Origin of the sequence: Microvirga sp. 17 mud 1-3 (assembly GCF_003151255.1) — a bacterium.
Classification (GTDB): Bacteria; Pseudomonadota; Alphaproteobacteria; order Rhizobiales; family Beijerinckiaceae; genus Microvirga.
Map to the genome: position 1 here is coordinate 4054833 of NZ_CP029481.1, position 14309 is coordinate 4069141.

Sequence of the window (14309 nt, forward strand, 5' to 3'; positions counted from 1 at the left end):
CTGTCGCGGGCCTTCCAATGTCATTAGTATGATTATTCCAGCAGGAGCGGCAGAAGATCAAGCGCTCGGCCTCGACGCCGCCGGAAGTGACGCCGACCCGGTTTTCCTGAAGGGAAACAACGGGCAAGCGATGAATGTCCCGTTTGCCCGGCACAAAGACCGCATCCACCTGCCTTAGACTTTGGTCGGTCTCCCGGGACTTATTGCCAAGGCGGGAGCGGCCCGTCAGACTGAACCCGACGCAAGGGAAGATTGCCGATGGACGTCCTCATTCTCGGTGCGGCCGGCATGGTCGGGCGCAAGCTCGCGGAGCGTCTGGCCCAGGAGGGCCGGATCGGAGAGCGCAGCCTCTCCCGCCTCGTGCTGCACGACGTGGTGGCCCCGACGCCACCGGCGAACGCTCCCTTTCCGGTTGTGACAGCGGTGTCCGACTTCTCATCCCCCGGCGAGATCGAGAAGCTCGTCGCGGGGCGCCCCGATCCCATCTTCCATCTCGCGGCCATCGTTTCCGGAGAGGCCGAGGCGGATTTCGAGAAGGGCTACCGAATCAATCTCGACGGCACCCGTGCCCTGTTCGAGGCAATCCGCGTCATCGGTGACGGCTATTGCCCCCGTGTCGTCTTTACCTCCTCGATTGCCGTGTTTGGCGCGCCCTTTCCGGAGGCGATCGGAGACGAGTTCTTCCTCACGCCCCTGACGAGCTACGGCACGCAGAAGGCCATCGGCGAGCTGCTCCTCGCCGATTACACCCGGCGGGGCTTCCTCGACGGAGTTGGCATTCGCCTGCCGACGATCTGCGTGCGCCCCGGAAAGCCCAACAAAGCCGCCTCCGGCTTCTTCTCCGGCATCATCCGCGAGCCCCTGAACGGCGAGGAAGCGATTCTGCCCGTGCCCGAGGACGTGCGCCACACCCACGCGTCTCCACGCTCCGCGGTCAATTTCCTTCTTCATGCAGCGAGCCTCGACGGAAATCTGCTCGGCCCGCGCCGCAGCCTCACCATGCCGGGTGTCTCGGTGACGGTGGCGGAGCAGATCGAGGCCCTGCGGCGCATCGCCGGCGACAAGGTCGCGGCGCTGATCCGCCGCGAGCCGGATCCGGTCGTCATGCGGATCGTGGAAGGCTGGCCGCGCCGCTTCGATGCACAGCGGGCGAAACGACTCGGCTTCAAGGCCGAAGAGAGCTTCGACGAGATCATCCGTATTCATATCGAAGACGAGTTCCGCGGCGAGATCGTCAGCTGAGATTTCAGGAGGGGCCAGGATTCATGGACGGTTTCAAGCGCTTCGAAGGAAAAAGGGCAGTCGTGACGGGCGGCGCATCGGGGATTGGGCTCGGCGTCAGCGCGCGTCTGGCGGCCGAGGGCGCTGCCGTCGCTATCTGGGATGCGGATAAGGCAGCCCTGGAAAGTGTTCGGGAAAGGGGATCGATTGCGACAGCCGTCACGGTCGATATCACGGATCCCGACGCGGTGGAGCGGGCTCTTGCCGAGACTTTAGCGGTGCTGGGTGGCGTCGATATTCTCGTGGCGAGCGCCGGAATTACCGGCCCGAATACGTCGCTCTGGGACTATCCGGTGGCAGCCTGGCGCCAAGTCATCGATGTCAATCTCAACGGCCTGTTCTACTGCAATCGGGTTGTCGTGCCGGAAATGCTGAAGGGCGGCTACGGGCGGATCGTCAACATCGCGTCCATCGCCGGTAAGGAGGGTAACCCGAACGCCTCCGCCTACAGCGCCTCGAAGGCGGCCGTGATCGGACTCACCAAGTCCCTCGGCAAGGAACTGGCGAAGAACAACATCACGGTGAACTGCGTGACGCCCGCGGCCGTGCACACGCCGATCTTCGACCAGATGACGCAGGCGCATATCGACTTCATGCTGTCGAAAATCCCGATGGGGCGCTTCGGCAAGGTGGAGGAGGTGACAGCGCTGATCGCCTGGCTCGCCAGCGAGGAATGCTCCTTCACGACGGGCGGTGTGTTCGACATCTCCGGCGGCCGCGCGACCTATTGACGAATGAAGAGGACATTCCATGGCTGAGCAAAAGAAGGTCGCCATTGTCACCGGCGCGGGAACGGGGGTCGGAAAGGCGATGGCGAAAGGCCTTGCCGAGGCGGGCTTCTCCGTCGTGCTCGCCGGGCGGCGAAAGGAGCCTCTAGAGGAGGTGGAGCGAGAGCTCTCCGGCGTCGGCGCAGAGACGCTGGCGGTTCCGACGGACGTCGCCGATCCTGCCTCCGTCGCTCGGCTCTTCGCCGCCACAAAGCAGCGCTTCGGGCGGCTCGACCTTCTCGTCAACAATGCGGGCGTCAACACGCCGCCCATCCCCCTCGAGGACCTGTCCTTCGCGCAGTGGAAGAGCGTTGTAGACACTAACCTCACTGGTGCCTTCCTGTGCACACAGGAGGCCTTCCGGATGATGAAGGCGCAGGACCCGCGCGGCGGGCGCATCATCAACAACGGCTCCGTCTCGGCCTCTGCGCCGCGCCCGCATTCCGCACCCTATACGGCCACGAAGCACGCCATCACGGGCCTGACCAAGTCCACGTCCCTGGACGGTCGCGCCTACGACATCGCCTGCGGCCAGATCGACATCGGCAACGCTGCAACCGACATGACGTCCCGAATGGCGAGCGGTGTCCTCCAGGCGGACGGCTCCGTCGCGCCGGAACCCACCATCGACCCGCGCCATGTGGCCGACGCAGTCGTCTATATGGCGAAGCTCCCCCTCTCGGCCAATGTTCAGACCATCACGGTCATGGCCACCAAGATGCCTCTGGTCGGGCGGGGATGAGGCTCCACGGTATGATGACCTGACAGGTTTCACGTGCATGGCCGCCATGGAGCATCAATTCCGCTCCGAGAGCCTCCGCTGAGGCCAGTCCGTGCCGGTCTCTTCTTCCTGACCGCATCCTGTGTCCGGCCCGGAGCTTGACCTTAGGGAAATCTCCTGCAAGGTTGCGGCCCGGAATAAGAAAATTTTCTATATTTGTGGGGGCAAATACGGAAAATGCACCGATGTACGGTCGATCTGACCGACTATCCTGACCTGGTCGTTCTTTATCTCGGAATGCGGGTCAACACGCTTCGCGGCGTGCCGACGCTGCTTCGGTTCGGCCCCAAGATCCGGGCCGTTGCCGACGATCCGCCGGAAGGACTTCTGGCGCATGACAACATCATCTATTCGCTTTTTCCGCTCCATATCGGGATGCGCCAGTACTGGCGGAACTTCGAAACCCTTGAGACCTGGGCGCGAAGCGAACCCCATCGCCAATGGTGGCAATCCTTCCTGAAGGACCCGAAGGGCACCGGCTTCTGGCACGAGGCCTACTTCATGCGCGGCGGCATGGAGACCGTGTCCGTCAACATGCCCGCCAAGCTGGGCTTGCGCAAATTCGCGCCGGAGGCTGCAGCCCGGGGCCCGATGTTCTCGGCGCGGACGCGGGCGGCGCGTGATGGGCTTGCGAGCTCTCCCACTCCGGTGTCGGAAACGGAACTCTATCCGGACGGTCGCTGACATGCAGAAAGGACCTTCTGTGCTTCACCGCGCTCTCATTCAAGCCATGGTGGCGGCAGTCGCCCTTTTGGCTCCGGCTGCTGCTGTGGCCGGCACGGTTCATGTCAGCATCAACGGCGCACGCAATAATGCCGGCATCATCCGTTGCGGCCTGTTCGCTTCGGCTGACGGCTTCCGCGTTCCTGGACGCGAATTGCAGGAAGTCGTCAGCAAGATTAGCGGCGGAAAGGCGACCTGCATCTTTGGCGCAGTGCCCGATGGGCATTACGCGATTGCGGTCTTCCATGCCGAGAACAACGAGAAGACTCTGGAAACCGGCCTGTTCGGACAGCCGAAGCAGGGTGTGGGGTTCTCGCGCAACCCGTCCATCACTTTCGGCCCTCCGGGTTTCTCGTCCGCGTCTTTCCCGGTCGGCCCGAAACCGATGAATCTGCAAATCGACATGAAATATTGAGCCGCCTTTTCGGCACGTAATGGAACCGGGGGTAGAATTGACGAAGCGAAACAAGTTGGCGCGATGGTGGCGGCCCTGTCTGGCTGGCATGGTCTCGGTCGTCATGACGGGAAGCGCAACGTCGGCCGATCTCGCGTCGCCGGCCGCAGACGCCATCTTCAATCCATCACCGCTCTGGTCCGGTTTCCATGTGGGTGCCAAGGCCGGCGGGGTATGGTCGCACGCAACCTCGGATTTTCGCTACAATGATGGCCCCGTCTTCGGGGTCGCTCCCAACCGGATCTCGGGCTTCACCGGCGGGCTGGAGGGTGGTTACGATTGGCAATCCGGTGCCCTCGTGGTTGGCGCGGCGGCCGACTTTCACCTGACCGGCGGCCATGGGAGAAAGACCGCAACCTGCCCGTCCGGGCTCTGCAGCGCGAGCTATGCGCAAGATCTGTCCTGGCTCGGCACCGTGCGCGGACGCCTGGGCTATGCTTCAGGAAACTGGCTGGCCTATGTGACGGGCGGCTATGCCTATGCAAGGCTCGAAACCAAGGCGTCCGCCGTTGCGCCTATGGGGGGAGCAAGCACGCGTTGGCACGCGCTTAAGGGCGGCTGGGTCCTGGGTGGTGGCGTCGAAATCATGATCGCCCCAGGCTGGAGCGCAAGCATGGAAGCGCTCCATTTCAGGTTTGGCGAAACAGACACGTCATGGACGCCGGCTGCGTCAGCGATCATCACGGAGACCAGCCATTTGAAGACCAATCTCGTCCGCGGCGGGGTAAACTACCGCTTCTAAGCCCTCTCGAGGCGACGGCTGCAGGACATTTGCGGAAGGCGACACGTTACGCCTCCTCGTCAAGCACCAGAGAGTGATGAGCCTATTTCCCGAATGTCTTGGGAAACCGTGCCAAAGATGGCCCGATCATTTTTTTGGCTGGCGTCCAGGCTCCCGAGGCCATCGAAAAGAACGGCGCGCCCGACATAATTTAAACGTGTGATCCTTGCCTTCAGCGGATTAGAGACCCTCCGTCATAAACGGCGATTTTTAGTCCGCCCTCTCTAGTAACTGCGACACTTCTCCAACGGGGATGATAGAAAACCGGAGAGCCAGGGGTTCGGAGCTCTGGCTCTCCGAGACTTAGGATACGGTCTTATCCATTTCTCCCAGCCGTCAGCCCACGTTCCAGACCGATCTCGTACCCCTGATCGAAGTCACTCTGCATCCCACGCTTGAGAGGCTGAAGAGGGCACGAGGGTGTAAAGACAGAGGAGCGGCCCGCGGCTTGCCTGTATCCGTTCATGTAGCCCCGCTCGAAACCGGGGCAGAATGCGGTCATGGTGTTGGAACTGGCATTGGCGCTGGAGGCGGCGAGAAGAGATCGATTGAACTCCTCACGCTTCCGGTGCTCCGTTTCGGCCCACATCCGGCATTGGACATAAGCCTCGGTCCCCGGTTCTGCGCCATAGGACTGGCACTGATTGTCATCCATGGCATTTCGTTCTTCGACCGACACACAACCCGCCAGAAGCAATGCACAGAGGGCTATGGGAGCAAGAATTCTCATGGTTTCCGTCGCTTGTTGGATTTTAGGCCGGGCTTGTGGGTGGCTCGCCGCCCTTGACCGGTCGACGATAACGGCCTGACGCGACCAAGAACAGGACGGCAGGCGCAAATAGGGCCCGGATCAAGCAAATATGCCTAATTCGATAAAGTGTCAGATCGGGAAACTACGCTAGGATTTTGCTGGTGACGACCACTCTGGAACGCGGGCATCGGGGTGACGATCCTCGATGAAAGCCGGACGAATACCGTGCTCCAACCAGAGCTTTGCAGCGGCGAGCACCAGCGCGAATCCGCCTGCGCTATCGATCGCCAGTGATACCTGATCAGGCCCTTGCCCAAAGCCCCGGTTCACGATCTCCACGAACGTTCCTTCAGGGTGCGGGTGGAATGTCCACTCGACCTCGGTTGGTGATGTCTCCACATCCCAGTCGATGAGGAGGCGACGGTTTGGTTCGACGTGCTTGACCCTGATGTCCGTGGAAACACCGTACATCCCCCAGGTCCATCGCACCTCGGCACCGGGCTCAAGCTGTCCGTTGGAGTGAGTGAACCAGAAGAGTGTCGTAACCGATGGACTAACGAAGGCCTCGAACACAACAGGGACGGGCCGTCGGATCAGCATTCCTGCGGTAGCGATGGGGCAAGTCATGTCGGAACGATCTCCTTCAAAGGATATCAGTAACGCCTTTGTCGGAGGTGGGAAGCCGTCTCGGCGGACTTGGACTTGCCAGGAAGAGCCGCGCTTGCGGAGGTCGCCATAGGTTCTTTTCCGTTGACCTGTGACGGATGGGCTACCTTGGCTGTTTATGAGGCTGAACCCTTGCGCAAAACCTTTGCTTTACAAGGCTTTGAAATGGCGCACCCGACACGATTCGAACGTGTGACCTTTGCCTTCGGAGGGTTTCGGTTAGGCATTTTCTCTGGTTTACAGGAATTTTCTCGAAGCGCCTAAAGCCTTATTTTACAGGACTTTTCGTCTGTTTCGGGTTTTCCGGCCAATTCGAGCATCTTCCTCAATTTCCGATTTTGTGGTGACTCTGTGGTGACACTAACCCCGAAGGCAAGGGTTACAGATGCCGAAGCTCACCAAGAAAATCGTGGACGCGGCTGAGCCGCGGGAGAAGCCATATTTCATCTGGTGCAGTGACCTGGTCGGCTTCGGCGTCCGGGTCTTTCCGTCTGGCAAGCGGATCTATTATGCGGACTATCGCAACAAGTCCGGCCAGCGGAAGCGAATGACCATCGGACCGCACGGCAAGCTCACGACCGAAGAGGCCCGCAAGCTCGCCATGATGACGCTGGGCGACGTTCTGAAGGGTGAAGACCCGGCCGAGGAACGGGCCACCCGCCGCAACTCCCTCACCGTGAAGGAGCTATGCGCCAACTACCTCGAAGCGGCCGAGCGCGGTTTGATCATGGGTAAGGGTGGGCGGGCGAAGAAAGCCTCCACCCTCTACGTGGATCGCGGCCGGATCGAGCGGCATATCATCCCGTTGCTGGGCCCGAAGCTGGTCCGTGACCTGGCGCAAGCCGACATTCACCGCTTCATCCGAGATGTAGCTTCCGGCAAGACGGCCGCTGTCGAGAAGACCGGCAATCTGCGCGGCAAAGCCATTGTTGAGGGTGGCACCGGCACGGCCGCCCGCACCGCCGGCCTGCTGGGCGGCATCCTGTCCTTCGCGGTGTCCGAAGGCGTCATTCCGTTCAATCCAGCGCAAGGCGTGAGGCGCCCTGCCGACAAGAAACGCCAGCGGCGGCTCACGGCCGAGGAGTATCGCCGGTTAGGAGAGGCGCTTGAAAAGGCCGAGGAGCAGGCCGAGACGGAACAGGCCATTCATGGAGCTTGGTTGCTTGCCCTGACGGGTTGCCGCCTGGACGAAATCCAAGGGCTGAAGTGGTCCGAAGTTGATGAGGCGGGCGGCTGCTTCCGGCTGGAGGACACCAAGGAAGGCGCATCGGTCCGGCCCATCGGCCGCTCAGTCTTCGACGCGCTGGCTAGGATCGAGAGACGGAAGAGCTGTCCCTATGTCCTGCCTGCCGCAAGGGAAGCCAAGGGCCATTATGGCGGCCTGCCTGGCGGCTGGCAGCGGATAGCGGAACGGGCAAAGTTCACCGACGTGACGCCGCATACCCTCCGGCATTCCTTCGCCAGCGTGGCCGGCGATCTTGGGTTCGCGGAATCAACCATTGCCGCAATGCTCGGCCACGCAGCCGGATCGGTGACGAGCCGCTACGTCCATCACCTCGATAGCGTCCTGATCGCAGCGGCCGATAAGGTGGCGCAGGCGATCCATGCGCAGATGACGGGAGAGGAAGGGAAAGTCGTGCAGCTTCCCAGCCGAGCGACGCGATGATTGATGTTTTTGCAGCGTAACAGATGTAACGCGTGTAACAGCCCTGATTTTAAAGGCAAATTCCTGTTACACCGCGATTTCCGGCATGTGTAACAGGCTGGGGTGAATGGGAGGCGGCTTTGGCGGAGTCGTTAACCTTGTTTATTAACGGACTCGCAACCGTTGCGTCCGATTTAGTCGGACTAATTCCCGAAACGGGAAAACTCAGACTAGACTTGCGAGCCAACTCAGAATCGCCTATATCGAGGGTATGGCAACGCTTCGAGACTTCATCACTAACCGCAGAGCGGAGATCAAACAGGAGATCGCCCGGCTTAGGACTGAGCTGCGGGAGCTCGATGTCGTCGAAAGCACCCTGAACAATGTGCCATTGCATCAGCCGACTGTTCGCGTATCAGCGACGGTTGTTCCGGGCCGATCTGAAGAAGCATCAAAGACGCTTAAGGAGATGGCGGTCGAAGTTCTGAGTGACCGTCCAGAGGGCGCAGATGCAAACCAGATCCTAAAGGCTATTCACGAGCGTTTTGGAGTTGAGGTGGCGAGGTCAAGCCTTTCGCCACAGCTTAGCCGTTTGGGGCACGAGGGTGTGCTCGAACGCGATAGCTTTATCTGGAAGCTCAGGAAGTTCGCTTCGGCGGCCGTCGAAAGCACGGCGCCGAAAGAGAATGAGCCGTCCAACGAAATGTTGAACGGCTCAGAAACCGGCTCTGAAGACGGGTACCAGCCGTCTGAAGAGCTTTCGTCAGATGCATCGTCCCGCACGGACATTTTTTCGTAGGAGGCAAGCGTGGCTCGGCACCCCACCTGCTTAGGATAAGCCAGCCGCTTCGGCGGCCTAACCTTCCTCGAATTGCTCGGCGCCCATAGGCACCTTACTGACGCACACAATCTATGGTGTCGCCGGGCTCACGTCAACAGTAGTTGAAGGGAGCCGACATGGCCTTCCAACGTCTTTCTATACTCGCGGAGGCATTCTCCGAAACTCAAAAACTCGCAGTCTGGAACAAGGGCACCGTTATCCAGGGCTATGATCCCCGGATCTGGCGCCGAGATATGTGCGGCTACGCGATGAAGTACGACAAGTACGGAGTCTGCGGGGAGTATGGCTGGGAGATCGACCACATTCGCCCTGTTGCGAAGGGTGGCTCTGACGACCTGTTCAATCTCCAGCCGCTGTTCTGGGAAAACAACCGCCGCAAAGGCGATACCTTCCCCTGGTACGGCTGAGGAGTGGCTGCAATGTCAACCTGGCAAGTCGCTCTGGTACGAGAGCAAGGTGTCACCTTCGGGGTTGTGTCCGTCCGCGATAGCGTGATCGACAGCCCCTCCCAGCGTGACGACCTCATTCGGTGGTGGACGATGAAACTCGGCTGCCCCGCCGTTCTGATAGGTGCACAACGACACCGGACCTATGGTCGGCAGGACATTGTGCGGTTCCTTCGGAATGTTCATCCGTCTCAGCTTCCCTGGCGGAAGATGAACGTGGCGTAAGGCCAGCAAGCAACGCCAGCGCGCCCGTCAAGGCTTCAAAAGCCTGGGCGCGTTCGCTCTCGTCGTACGGTAGAAGAGCGTTGGCGCCGCCGCATTCGAGGATAACGCCGCCAGAGATCTCGACCGTAACGCGCATCGCATAAATCCTCTTTGCTGTTACTTTCTATAGCATTGAAGGTTCGGCCCTAGTCGTCGATGAGCCCAGCATACCACTCTGCCATAATCTTAGTTTTCAATTTCGATGCGTTGTCTCGCGAACGCGTCAGGTTATCAATGAGCTCTTTTCGGCCTTCAATGTAGGACTTGATAGGTTCACTGTTCGCAATACTCGGCCCTAGGTTTGTGTATTTGGTGATCTCGGCTTGATTTGCCGCGATCGCCGCGTCCAGCTGCTTTTCCCAAGCATCCAGATCGGAAGTAATTTTCGAAACGTTTTGTCCGGCCACTCTATCTCTCCTCCAAAAATCGGGATGTCCCTAGCTGCTGCTGGATGTAGATGCGTTCCGTCTTAGCCTCACGCCCGGCCCGCCACCATTCTCAGGGATGAACTCGACGCCCGCAGCTTCGAGGGCTCTTCTGATGGCATCGAGGGTGGCGGGAATTGGCTCTGCCCCGGCCTCAAACCGCGTGACCGTGCTGACACCGACATTCGCTTCCCGCGCAAGATCACGCACTCCCCAGCCGAGAGCCGCACGCGCCATTCTGGACTGAACTGCTGTTATCATGAGCATATCGTACTCATGTGACTACATATTGACAAGTTGCTCGATGCGAGCACAGTGTAATCACGTGAAGACAAATTCTCACGTAAAACGGCCGCGCTGGGTCTGATCCACCCAACGCGGCCTAGCCATCAACGCTATCGCTTACGAGCAAGACATGTCTCAGACTATTGGTAGCTCTACCACACAATCCCACCGCACACAGGACCAAACGCATTCGTCAGTGAGCTTTATCATGGCGGAAGCTATCGCCATGAACCGTCTCGCGAATGAGACGGCTCGCCTTGTACAGCGCCTAGAAATCTTAGGCATGGCAACAAGCGATGGGCTGCGCCCTGCCGCAGAGGAAGTGGTCGAGGCCCTTATCAGCTTCCTCGACTACGTGGACGGTGATCCTGACCTAGAGCCGGAAGAGGACGACGAGCACGACGGCCGGGAGCCGGACGAGGACTTCGAAGACGCAGGCGACAACGGCATAGCCGACGCTGGCGAACTAGCCGAGCAGTGGAGCGGCTTCGGGCAGGCCACGAGCGGCGCGGAATGATCCGGTGGCCCGGCTCTAACAATGGGGCCGGGCGACTTCTCCACAGACGAACCCGTTCTTCGTTTGTTCGGCCCCCCAGAAAGTAATTGACTTTCCGATTAGTCGCCATAAGTTATGGAAATTCCAATAGCGGAGGTTTCCAAATGACTATCCCAAATCTCAAAGCCCGCACAGCACTCGCGACTGATCTCGCGTTCGTTAATCGCCAGCGGTTCAACGAAGCGGTTGCCGAGGGCTTTTATCCGTGTGCACCGAAGACCGTCCGCGGCTCGACACGACTGTTTGACGTGAACGACATTGTTACCCTCCGCATCTATGGCCGCCTCCTCGATGAGGGCATGGTGCCACGCTCCGCCGGACTTATGGCCTGCGGGTTGAGAACCCTTCTAGCGCAATATCCTGAGATCGACCGGGCAGTGTATGTCACCAATTCGCTGGGAAGTCCGGTTTGGCTGCGGGCCGAAGACTTTGACCGAGACGCCACGCACATGAGCGGCATAGACATCGTTTCTGTGCGCGAGTGGTTCCTGAAATACACTCGCGAGCGCATCATTCACGAACTTCAGGAAGAAGCGAACATCGTCGGCTCCGATGACGACAACGAGTAATCGGAGCTGGATCGATGAAAGAGCAAACTCAACTCGCTACGGCTGGCACGGCTGAAATCCCTCTTCCGGCTGCCCTTCGCAAGCCGCGCCTCCGTCGCTGGGAGGCGGCGGAGTATTTGGAAACGGTCCACGGCATCACTATTGCCGTGGCGACTCTCGCCAAGCTCGCCAGCGTTGGCGGTGGCCCTGCTTATCACAAGAGCAATCGGACGCCGCTCTATCCCCGTGACGAGCTAGACCGCTGGGCGGCTGAACGGCTCGGCAACCTGATCAACAGCGCATCGGAGCAATAGGAATGGGAGTGGAAACGAAGACCCCTGCCATGGCGGCAACCATCGGCAGGGGCTCTAAGAGCGTGATGCTTGGGAAAGATCACAGGAACAATAAACAGCACAATGCGAGGCTTATGACAAGCCGGACGCTCATTCCTGAGTTTTCCGATGATGGCGCTCTTACCGGCTGGAGTCTCTTTCCCTGCCGTGCCGACGCCCGCGCCTTCCTGCGAGCGGGAGGTGCGAGGTGATCGCACTTTGCAAGGTTCATGCAAACTGGAGGGGCGCACATCCGCGCCTCTTCTATGACGCCTGGGGAGGTGAGCATGGGTAAGCACAAACCCGCCGCTCATGGCACTCCAGCCGCATTCCGTGAAGCCATTGCGGAGAAAGTCGCGCTTGCCCGCCTCTACGCAGAAATGGCCGAAACTCACGCCATGATCGGAGATGACACCGGACTTGGCTATCACCTGGATAAGCTGGTTGCCTATGTCCGATCTGCGGCTTTCGTCTTCGATGATCTGAAGAAATCCAAGAGTAAGAAAGCCGAGGTGTAATGTGCGGCTTGAACATGATCGCTTTGCCGATGTGCCCAACCCTATGGGCGCATCTGAACCGAACGGTTCCATTCCCTATCACGACGTAAACCCGCCGGCTGAGAAACTAGCGAAAGTCGCAAAGAAAGAATGGCCATTCCGGCTCACTGAACGCGGCGTGGAGAAGCGTATTGAGGCACGTGACAAGGAACTCGGCATCACAACTGTGGAGTGGCGCTGGTTCTGTTCACGTCTTGAAGTGTCCGCTGAAACGCGATCTTCCGAGGGTGAGGAATGGGGTCGCCTGCTTTCCGTGACGGATCGTGACGGCCGCGTGAAGACCTGGGCAATGCCCATGTCAATGCTGGCCGGCGACGGCACGGCCTATCGTGAACGCCTCCTCTCTCTCGGCCTGATCATGGCACCGGGCAAGTTCGCCCGCGATGCTCTGCACGAATACATCAGCACCGCCCAGCCTGGTGATAAGGCGCGATGCGTCGGACGCCTCGGCTGGGAGCTGGAAACCTTTGTTCTGCCGAATGGCGCAATCGGAGATCACTCCAATGGGTGAGCGTATCGTTTTTCAGGCATCCGGCGCGGTGGATCATGCCTTCCGTGTGAGCGGTGAGCTGAAGGACCGGCAGGACGAGGTTGCCCGCTATGCCGTCGGCAACTCGCGCCTGGTGCTGGCAATCTCAACAGCCTTTGCCGCGCCTCTTCTCTATCCTACGGATTCGGAGTCCGGTGGCCTTCACTTTCGAGGCGGATCGAGCACCGGGAAGACAACGGCATTGACTGTAGCCGGATCTGTATGGGGTGGTGGTGTCCGTGGTTTTGTTCGTACCTGGCGCGCCACGTCGAACGGGCTTGAAGGTATTTGCGCCATTCACTGCGACTCTCTTCTGTGCTTGGACGAGCTCGGACAGGTTGACGGCCGGGAAGCTGGCGCGATTGCTTACATGCTGTCGAACGGCATCGGCAAAAGCCGCGCCAACCGCAACGGTGAGGCGCGCCCGGCGGCTCAATGGCGGTTGTTGTTTCTGTCGAGTGGCGAGGTTGGCCTTGCGGACAAGATCGCGGAAGATGGGCGCGGGCGGCGCGTTGCAGCGGGTCAGCAAGTCCGTGTCGTCGATATTCTGGCCGATGCTGGTGCCGGCATGGGGATCTTCGAAAACCTCCATGGTTTTGAGAGCGCCGATGCTTTCGCACGCTACCTGAAAACCGCAACGAATAAGTTCTACGGCAGCGCCTGCCGGGAGTTCCTCACCCATCTTACGAGGGACTTCAAGGGTATCGCCCCTGTCGTCATTGGCCTGCGAGACGAGTTCCTGACTGCATACTGTCCCAAGGATGCCGATGGACAGGTTAGCAGGGTAGCGGCCCGGTTTGGATTGGTTGCCGGCGGCGGTGAGATGGCGGCCACATTCGGCGTTCTGCCATGGAGCCGTGGAGAGGCAACAAGAGCTGCAGCACGGTGCTTTCAGGACTGGCTTGCCGCACGTGGCGGCGTCGAGCCTGCGGAGGAGCGGGAGGCGATTGCGAGAGTGAGGCACTTTATCGAGCTGCACGGCACGTCCCGCTTCGCGCCAATGGGCAATCTTGTGCCAACCGACAGCATCGGCAGCCCGGTAGAATTGCGCATCAACAACCGTGTTGGCTTCAGGCGGCGGACTGATAGCGGCGGCATTGAGTATCTTGTTCTGCCTCAGTCCTGGCAGTCCGAGGTCTGTGCCGGAATGGATGCCGGAGCTGTCGCAAAGGTGCTCAGCAATCGCGGGATGCTGAAGCGCGGCTCTGGTGGGAAGATGCAAACCGTTGCACGTGTTCCCGGCTTCGACAAGGCCGTAAGGGTCTACCTGCTCACGCCGCAACTCTTTGCCGATGACCAAGCCGCCGAACCTGAATACGACTTCGGCTGATGAGGACGAACCCATGAAGGCTTATGACCTCCTCGACGCCCTCGCCCGCAAGATCGGCGTTACACCTGTTACACCTCCCCACCATCGAGGTGTAACAGGTGGCGTAACCAGAAATAAGAAATTAAATCAGCTACTTAGGAAACGCGCTACACCCGTTACACCTGTTACACCTCAAAATGATAATGGCTGGGACGAAAACGACTGGCAGATGGCTTTCGAGGAACGGGCTGCGATCCTCGAATATGATGGCGGACACTCCCGGCAGGAAGCTGAGCGTTTAGCACGTGAAGAAATTAATAATACGCGCGCAAGTTACTGAAATACCGTGACAATTCCAGCATATTTAA

19 protein-coding genes are annotated in these 14309 nt (G+C 59.8%); 16 read left to right on the forward strand and 3 right to left on the reverse strand.

Translation table 11 applies throughout. From position 1 onward, the window contains the following. The first annotated feature begins 258 nt into the window (after positions 1-258). From denD to C4E04_RS19030, 6 genes are all read left to right on the forward strand, one after another. Positions 259-1242 (forward strand): D-erythronate dehydrogenase, encoded by a 984-nt coding sequence (gene denD, locus C4E04_RS19005; protein WP_109599995.1) that lies wholly within the window; start codon positions 259-261, stop codon positions 1240-1242. 23 nt (positions 1243-1265) lie between these two features. Beyond that, positions 1266-2012 carry an SDR family NAD(P)-dependent oxidoreductase gene (locus tag C4E04_RS19010; RefSeq protein ID WP_109599997.1) on the forward strand — a complete coding sequence of 249 codons (747 nt, stop codon included), beginning with the start codon at positions 1266-1268 and terminating at the stop codon, positions 2010-2012. A 19-nt stretch (positions 2013-2031) separates the two neighbouring features. After that, positions 2032-2790, forward strand: coding sequence for an SDR family oxidoreductase (locus tag C4E04_RS19015; protein ID WP_109599999.1), 759 nt, complete (start codon positions 2032-2034; stop codon positions 2788-2790). 216 nt (positions 2791-3006) lie between these two features. Next, positions 3007-3513: a DUF4188 domain-containing protein gene (locus tag C4E04_RS19020; RefSeq protein ID WP_109600002.1), complete on the forward strand. Its 507-nt coding sequence runs from the start codon at positions 3007-3009 to the stop codon at positions 3511-3513. Positions 3514-3559: 46 nt separating this feature from the next. Next, positions 3560-3967, forward strand: coding sequence for a DUF2141 domain-containing protein (locus tag C4E04_RS19025; protein ID WP_162559467.1), 408 nt, complete (start codon positions 3560-3562; stop codon positions 3965-3967). Positions 3968-4004: 37 nt separating this feature from the next. Beyond that, the gene (locus C4E04_RS19030; protein WP_162559468.1) at positions 4005-4748 is read left to right on the forward strand and encodes an outer membrane protein; all 744 of its coding nucleotides are present in this window, start codon (positions 4005-4007) and stop codon (positions 4746-4748) included. Between the two features lie 937 nt (positions 4749-5685). Here the strand turns inward: C4E04_RS19030 and C4E04_RS19040 are convergent. Continuing rightward, entirely contained in the window at positions 5686-6165 is a 480-nt protein-coding gene (locus C4E04_RS19040; protein WP_109600010.1) for an SRPBCC family protein, read from the reverse strand. A 424-nt stretch (positions 6166-6589) separates the two neighbouring features. On the opposite strand from C4E04_RS19040, the gene C4E04_RS19045 reads away from it, so the two are divergent. The 3 genes from C4E04_RS19045 to C4E04_RS19055 all read left to right on the forward strand — a co-directional run bounded on the left by C4E04_RS19045 (position 6590) and on the right by C4E04_RS19055 (position 9097). Next, positions 6590-7870, forward strand: coding sequence for a tyrosine-type recombinase/integrase (locus C4E04_RS19045; RefSeq protein ID WP_109600014.1), 1281 nt, complete (start codon positions 6590-6592; stop codon positions 7868-7870). A gap of 250 nt (positions 7871-8120) precedes the next feature. Beyond that, on the forward strand, positions 8121-8648 hold the full coding sequence (locus tag C4E04_RS19050; RefSeq protein ID WP_109600016.1) for a hypothetical protein: 528 nt from the start codon (positions 8121-8123) through the stop codon (positions 8646-8648). Positions 8649-8806: 158 nt separating this feature from the next. Next, complete coding sequence (locus tag C4E04_RS19055; RefSeq protein WP_109600018.1) at positions 8807-9097, forward strand: HNH endonuclease; 291 nt, start codon at positions 8807-8809, stop codon at positions 9095-9097. Positions 9098-9546: 449 nt separating this feature from the next. On the opposite strand, the gene C4E04_RS19065 is transcribed toward C4E04_RS19055, so the two are convergent. After that, positions 9547-9807, reverse strand: a complete 261-nt coding sequence (locus C4E04_RS19065; protein WP_109600023.1) for a hypothetical protein — start codon at positions 9805-9807, stop codon at positions 9547-9549. A 30-nt stretch (positions 9808-9837) separates the two neighbouring features. Next, entirely contained in the window at positions 9838-10092 is a 255-nt protein-coding gene (locus tag C4E04_RS19070; protein ID WP_371682013.1) for a multiprotein-bridging factor 1 family protein, read from the reverse strand. Between the two features lie 301 nt (positions 10093-10393). Here C4E04_RS19070 and C4E04_RS21010 point away from each other — a divergent pair, with 301 nt between their 5' ends. The 7 genes from C4E04_RS21010 to C4E04_RS21020 all read left to right on the forward strand — a co-directional run bounded on the left by C4E04_RS21010 (position 10394) and on the right by C4E04_RS21020 (position 14281). After that, a complete protein-coding gene (locus C4E04_RS21010; protein ID WP_162559214.1) occupies positions 10394-10627 on the forward strand; it encodes a hypothetical protein in 234 nt (77 codons plus the stop codon). 143 nt (positions 10628-10770) lie between these two features. After that, positions 10771-11235: a hypothetical protein gene (locus tag C4E04_RS19080; protein WP_109600027.1), complete on the forward strand. Its 465-nt coding sequence runs from the start codon at positions 10771-10773 to the stop codon at positions 11233-11235. A gap of 14 nt (positions 11236-11249) precedes the next feature. Beyond that, complete coding sequence (locus tag C4E04_RS19085; protein WP_245416159.1) at positions 11250-11528, forward strand: hypothetical protein; 279 nt, start codon at positions 11250-11252, stop codon at positions 11526-11528. 305 nt (positions 11529-11833) lie between these two features. Beyond that, entirely contained in the window at positions 11834-12064 is a 231-nt protein-coding gene (locus tag C4E04_RS21015) for a hypothetical protein (RefSeq protein ID WP_162559469.1), read from the forward strand. 1 nt (position 12065) lies between these two features. Continuing rightward, complete coding sequence (locus C4E04_RS21590) at positions 12066-12614, forward strand: DUF927 domain-containing protein (RefSeq protein WP_162559470.1); 549 nt, start codon at positions 12066-12068, stop codon at positions 12612-12614. Further along, positions 12607-13962 carry a DUF927 domain-containing protein gene (locus C4E04_RS19100; protein WP_162559471.1) on the forward strand — a complete coding sequence of 452 codons (1356 nt, stop codon included), beginning with the start codon at positions 12607-12609 and terminating at the stop codon, positions 13960-13962. Before C4E04_RS21590 ends, C4E04_RS19100 begins: the two co-directional genes overlap by 8 nt. 13 nt (positions 13963-13975) lie before the next feature. After that, positions 13976-14281 (forward strand): hypothetical protein, encoded by a 306-nt coding sequence (locus C4E04_RS21020; protein ID WP_162559472.1) that lies wholly within the window; start codon positions 13976-13978, stop codon positions 14279-14281. The last annotated feature ends 28 nt before the right edge of the window (positions 14282-14309 follow it).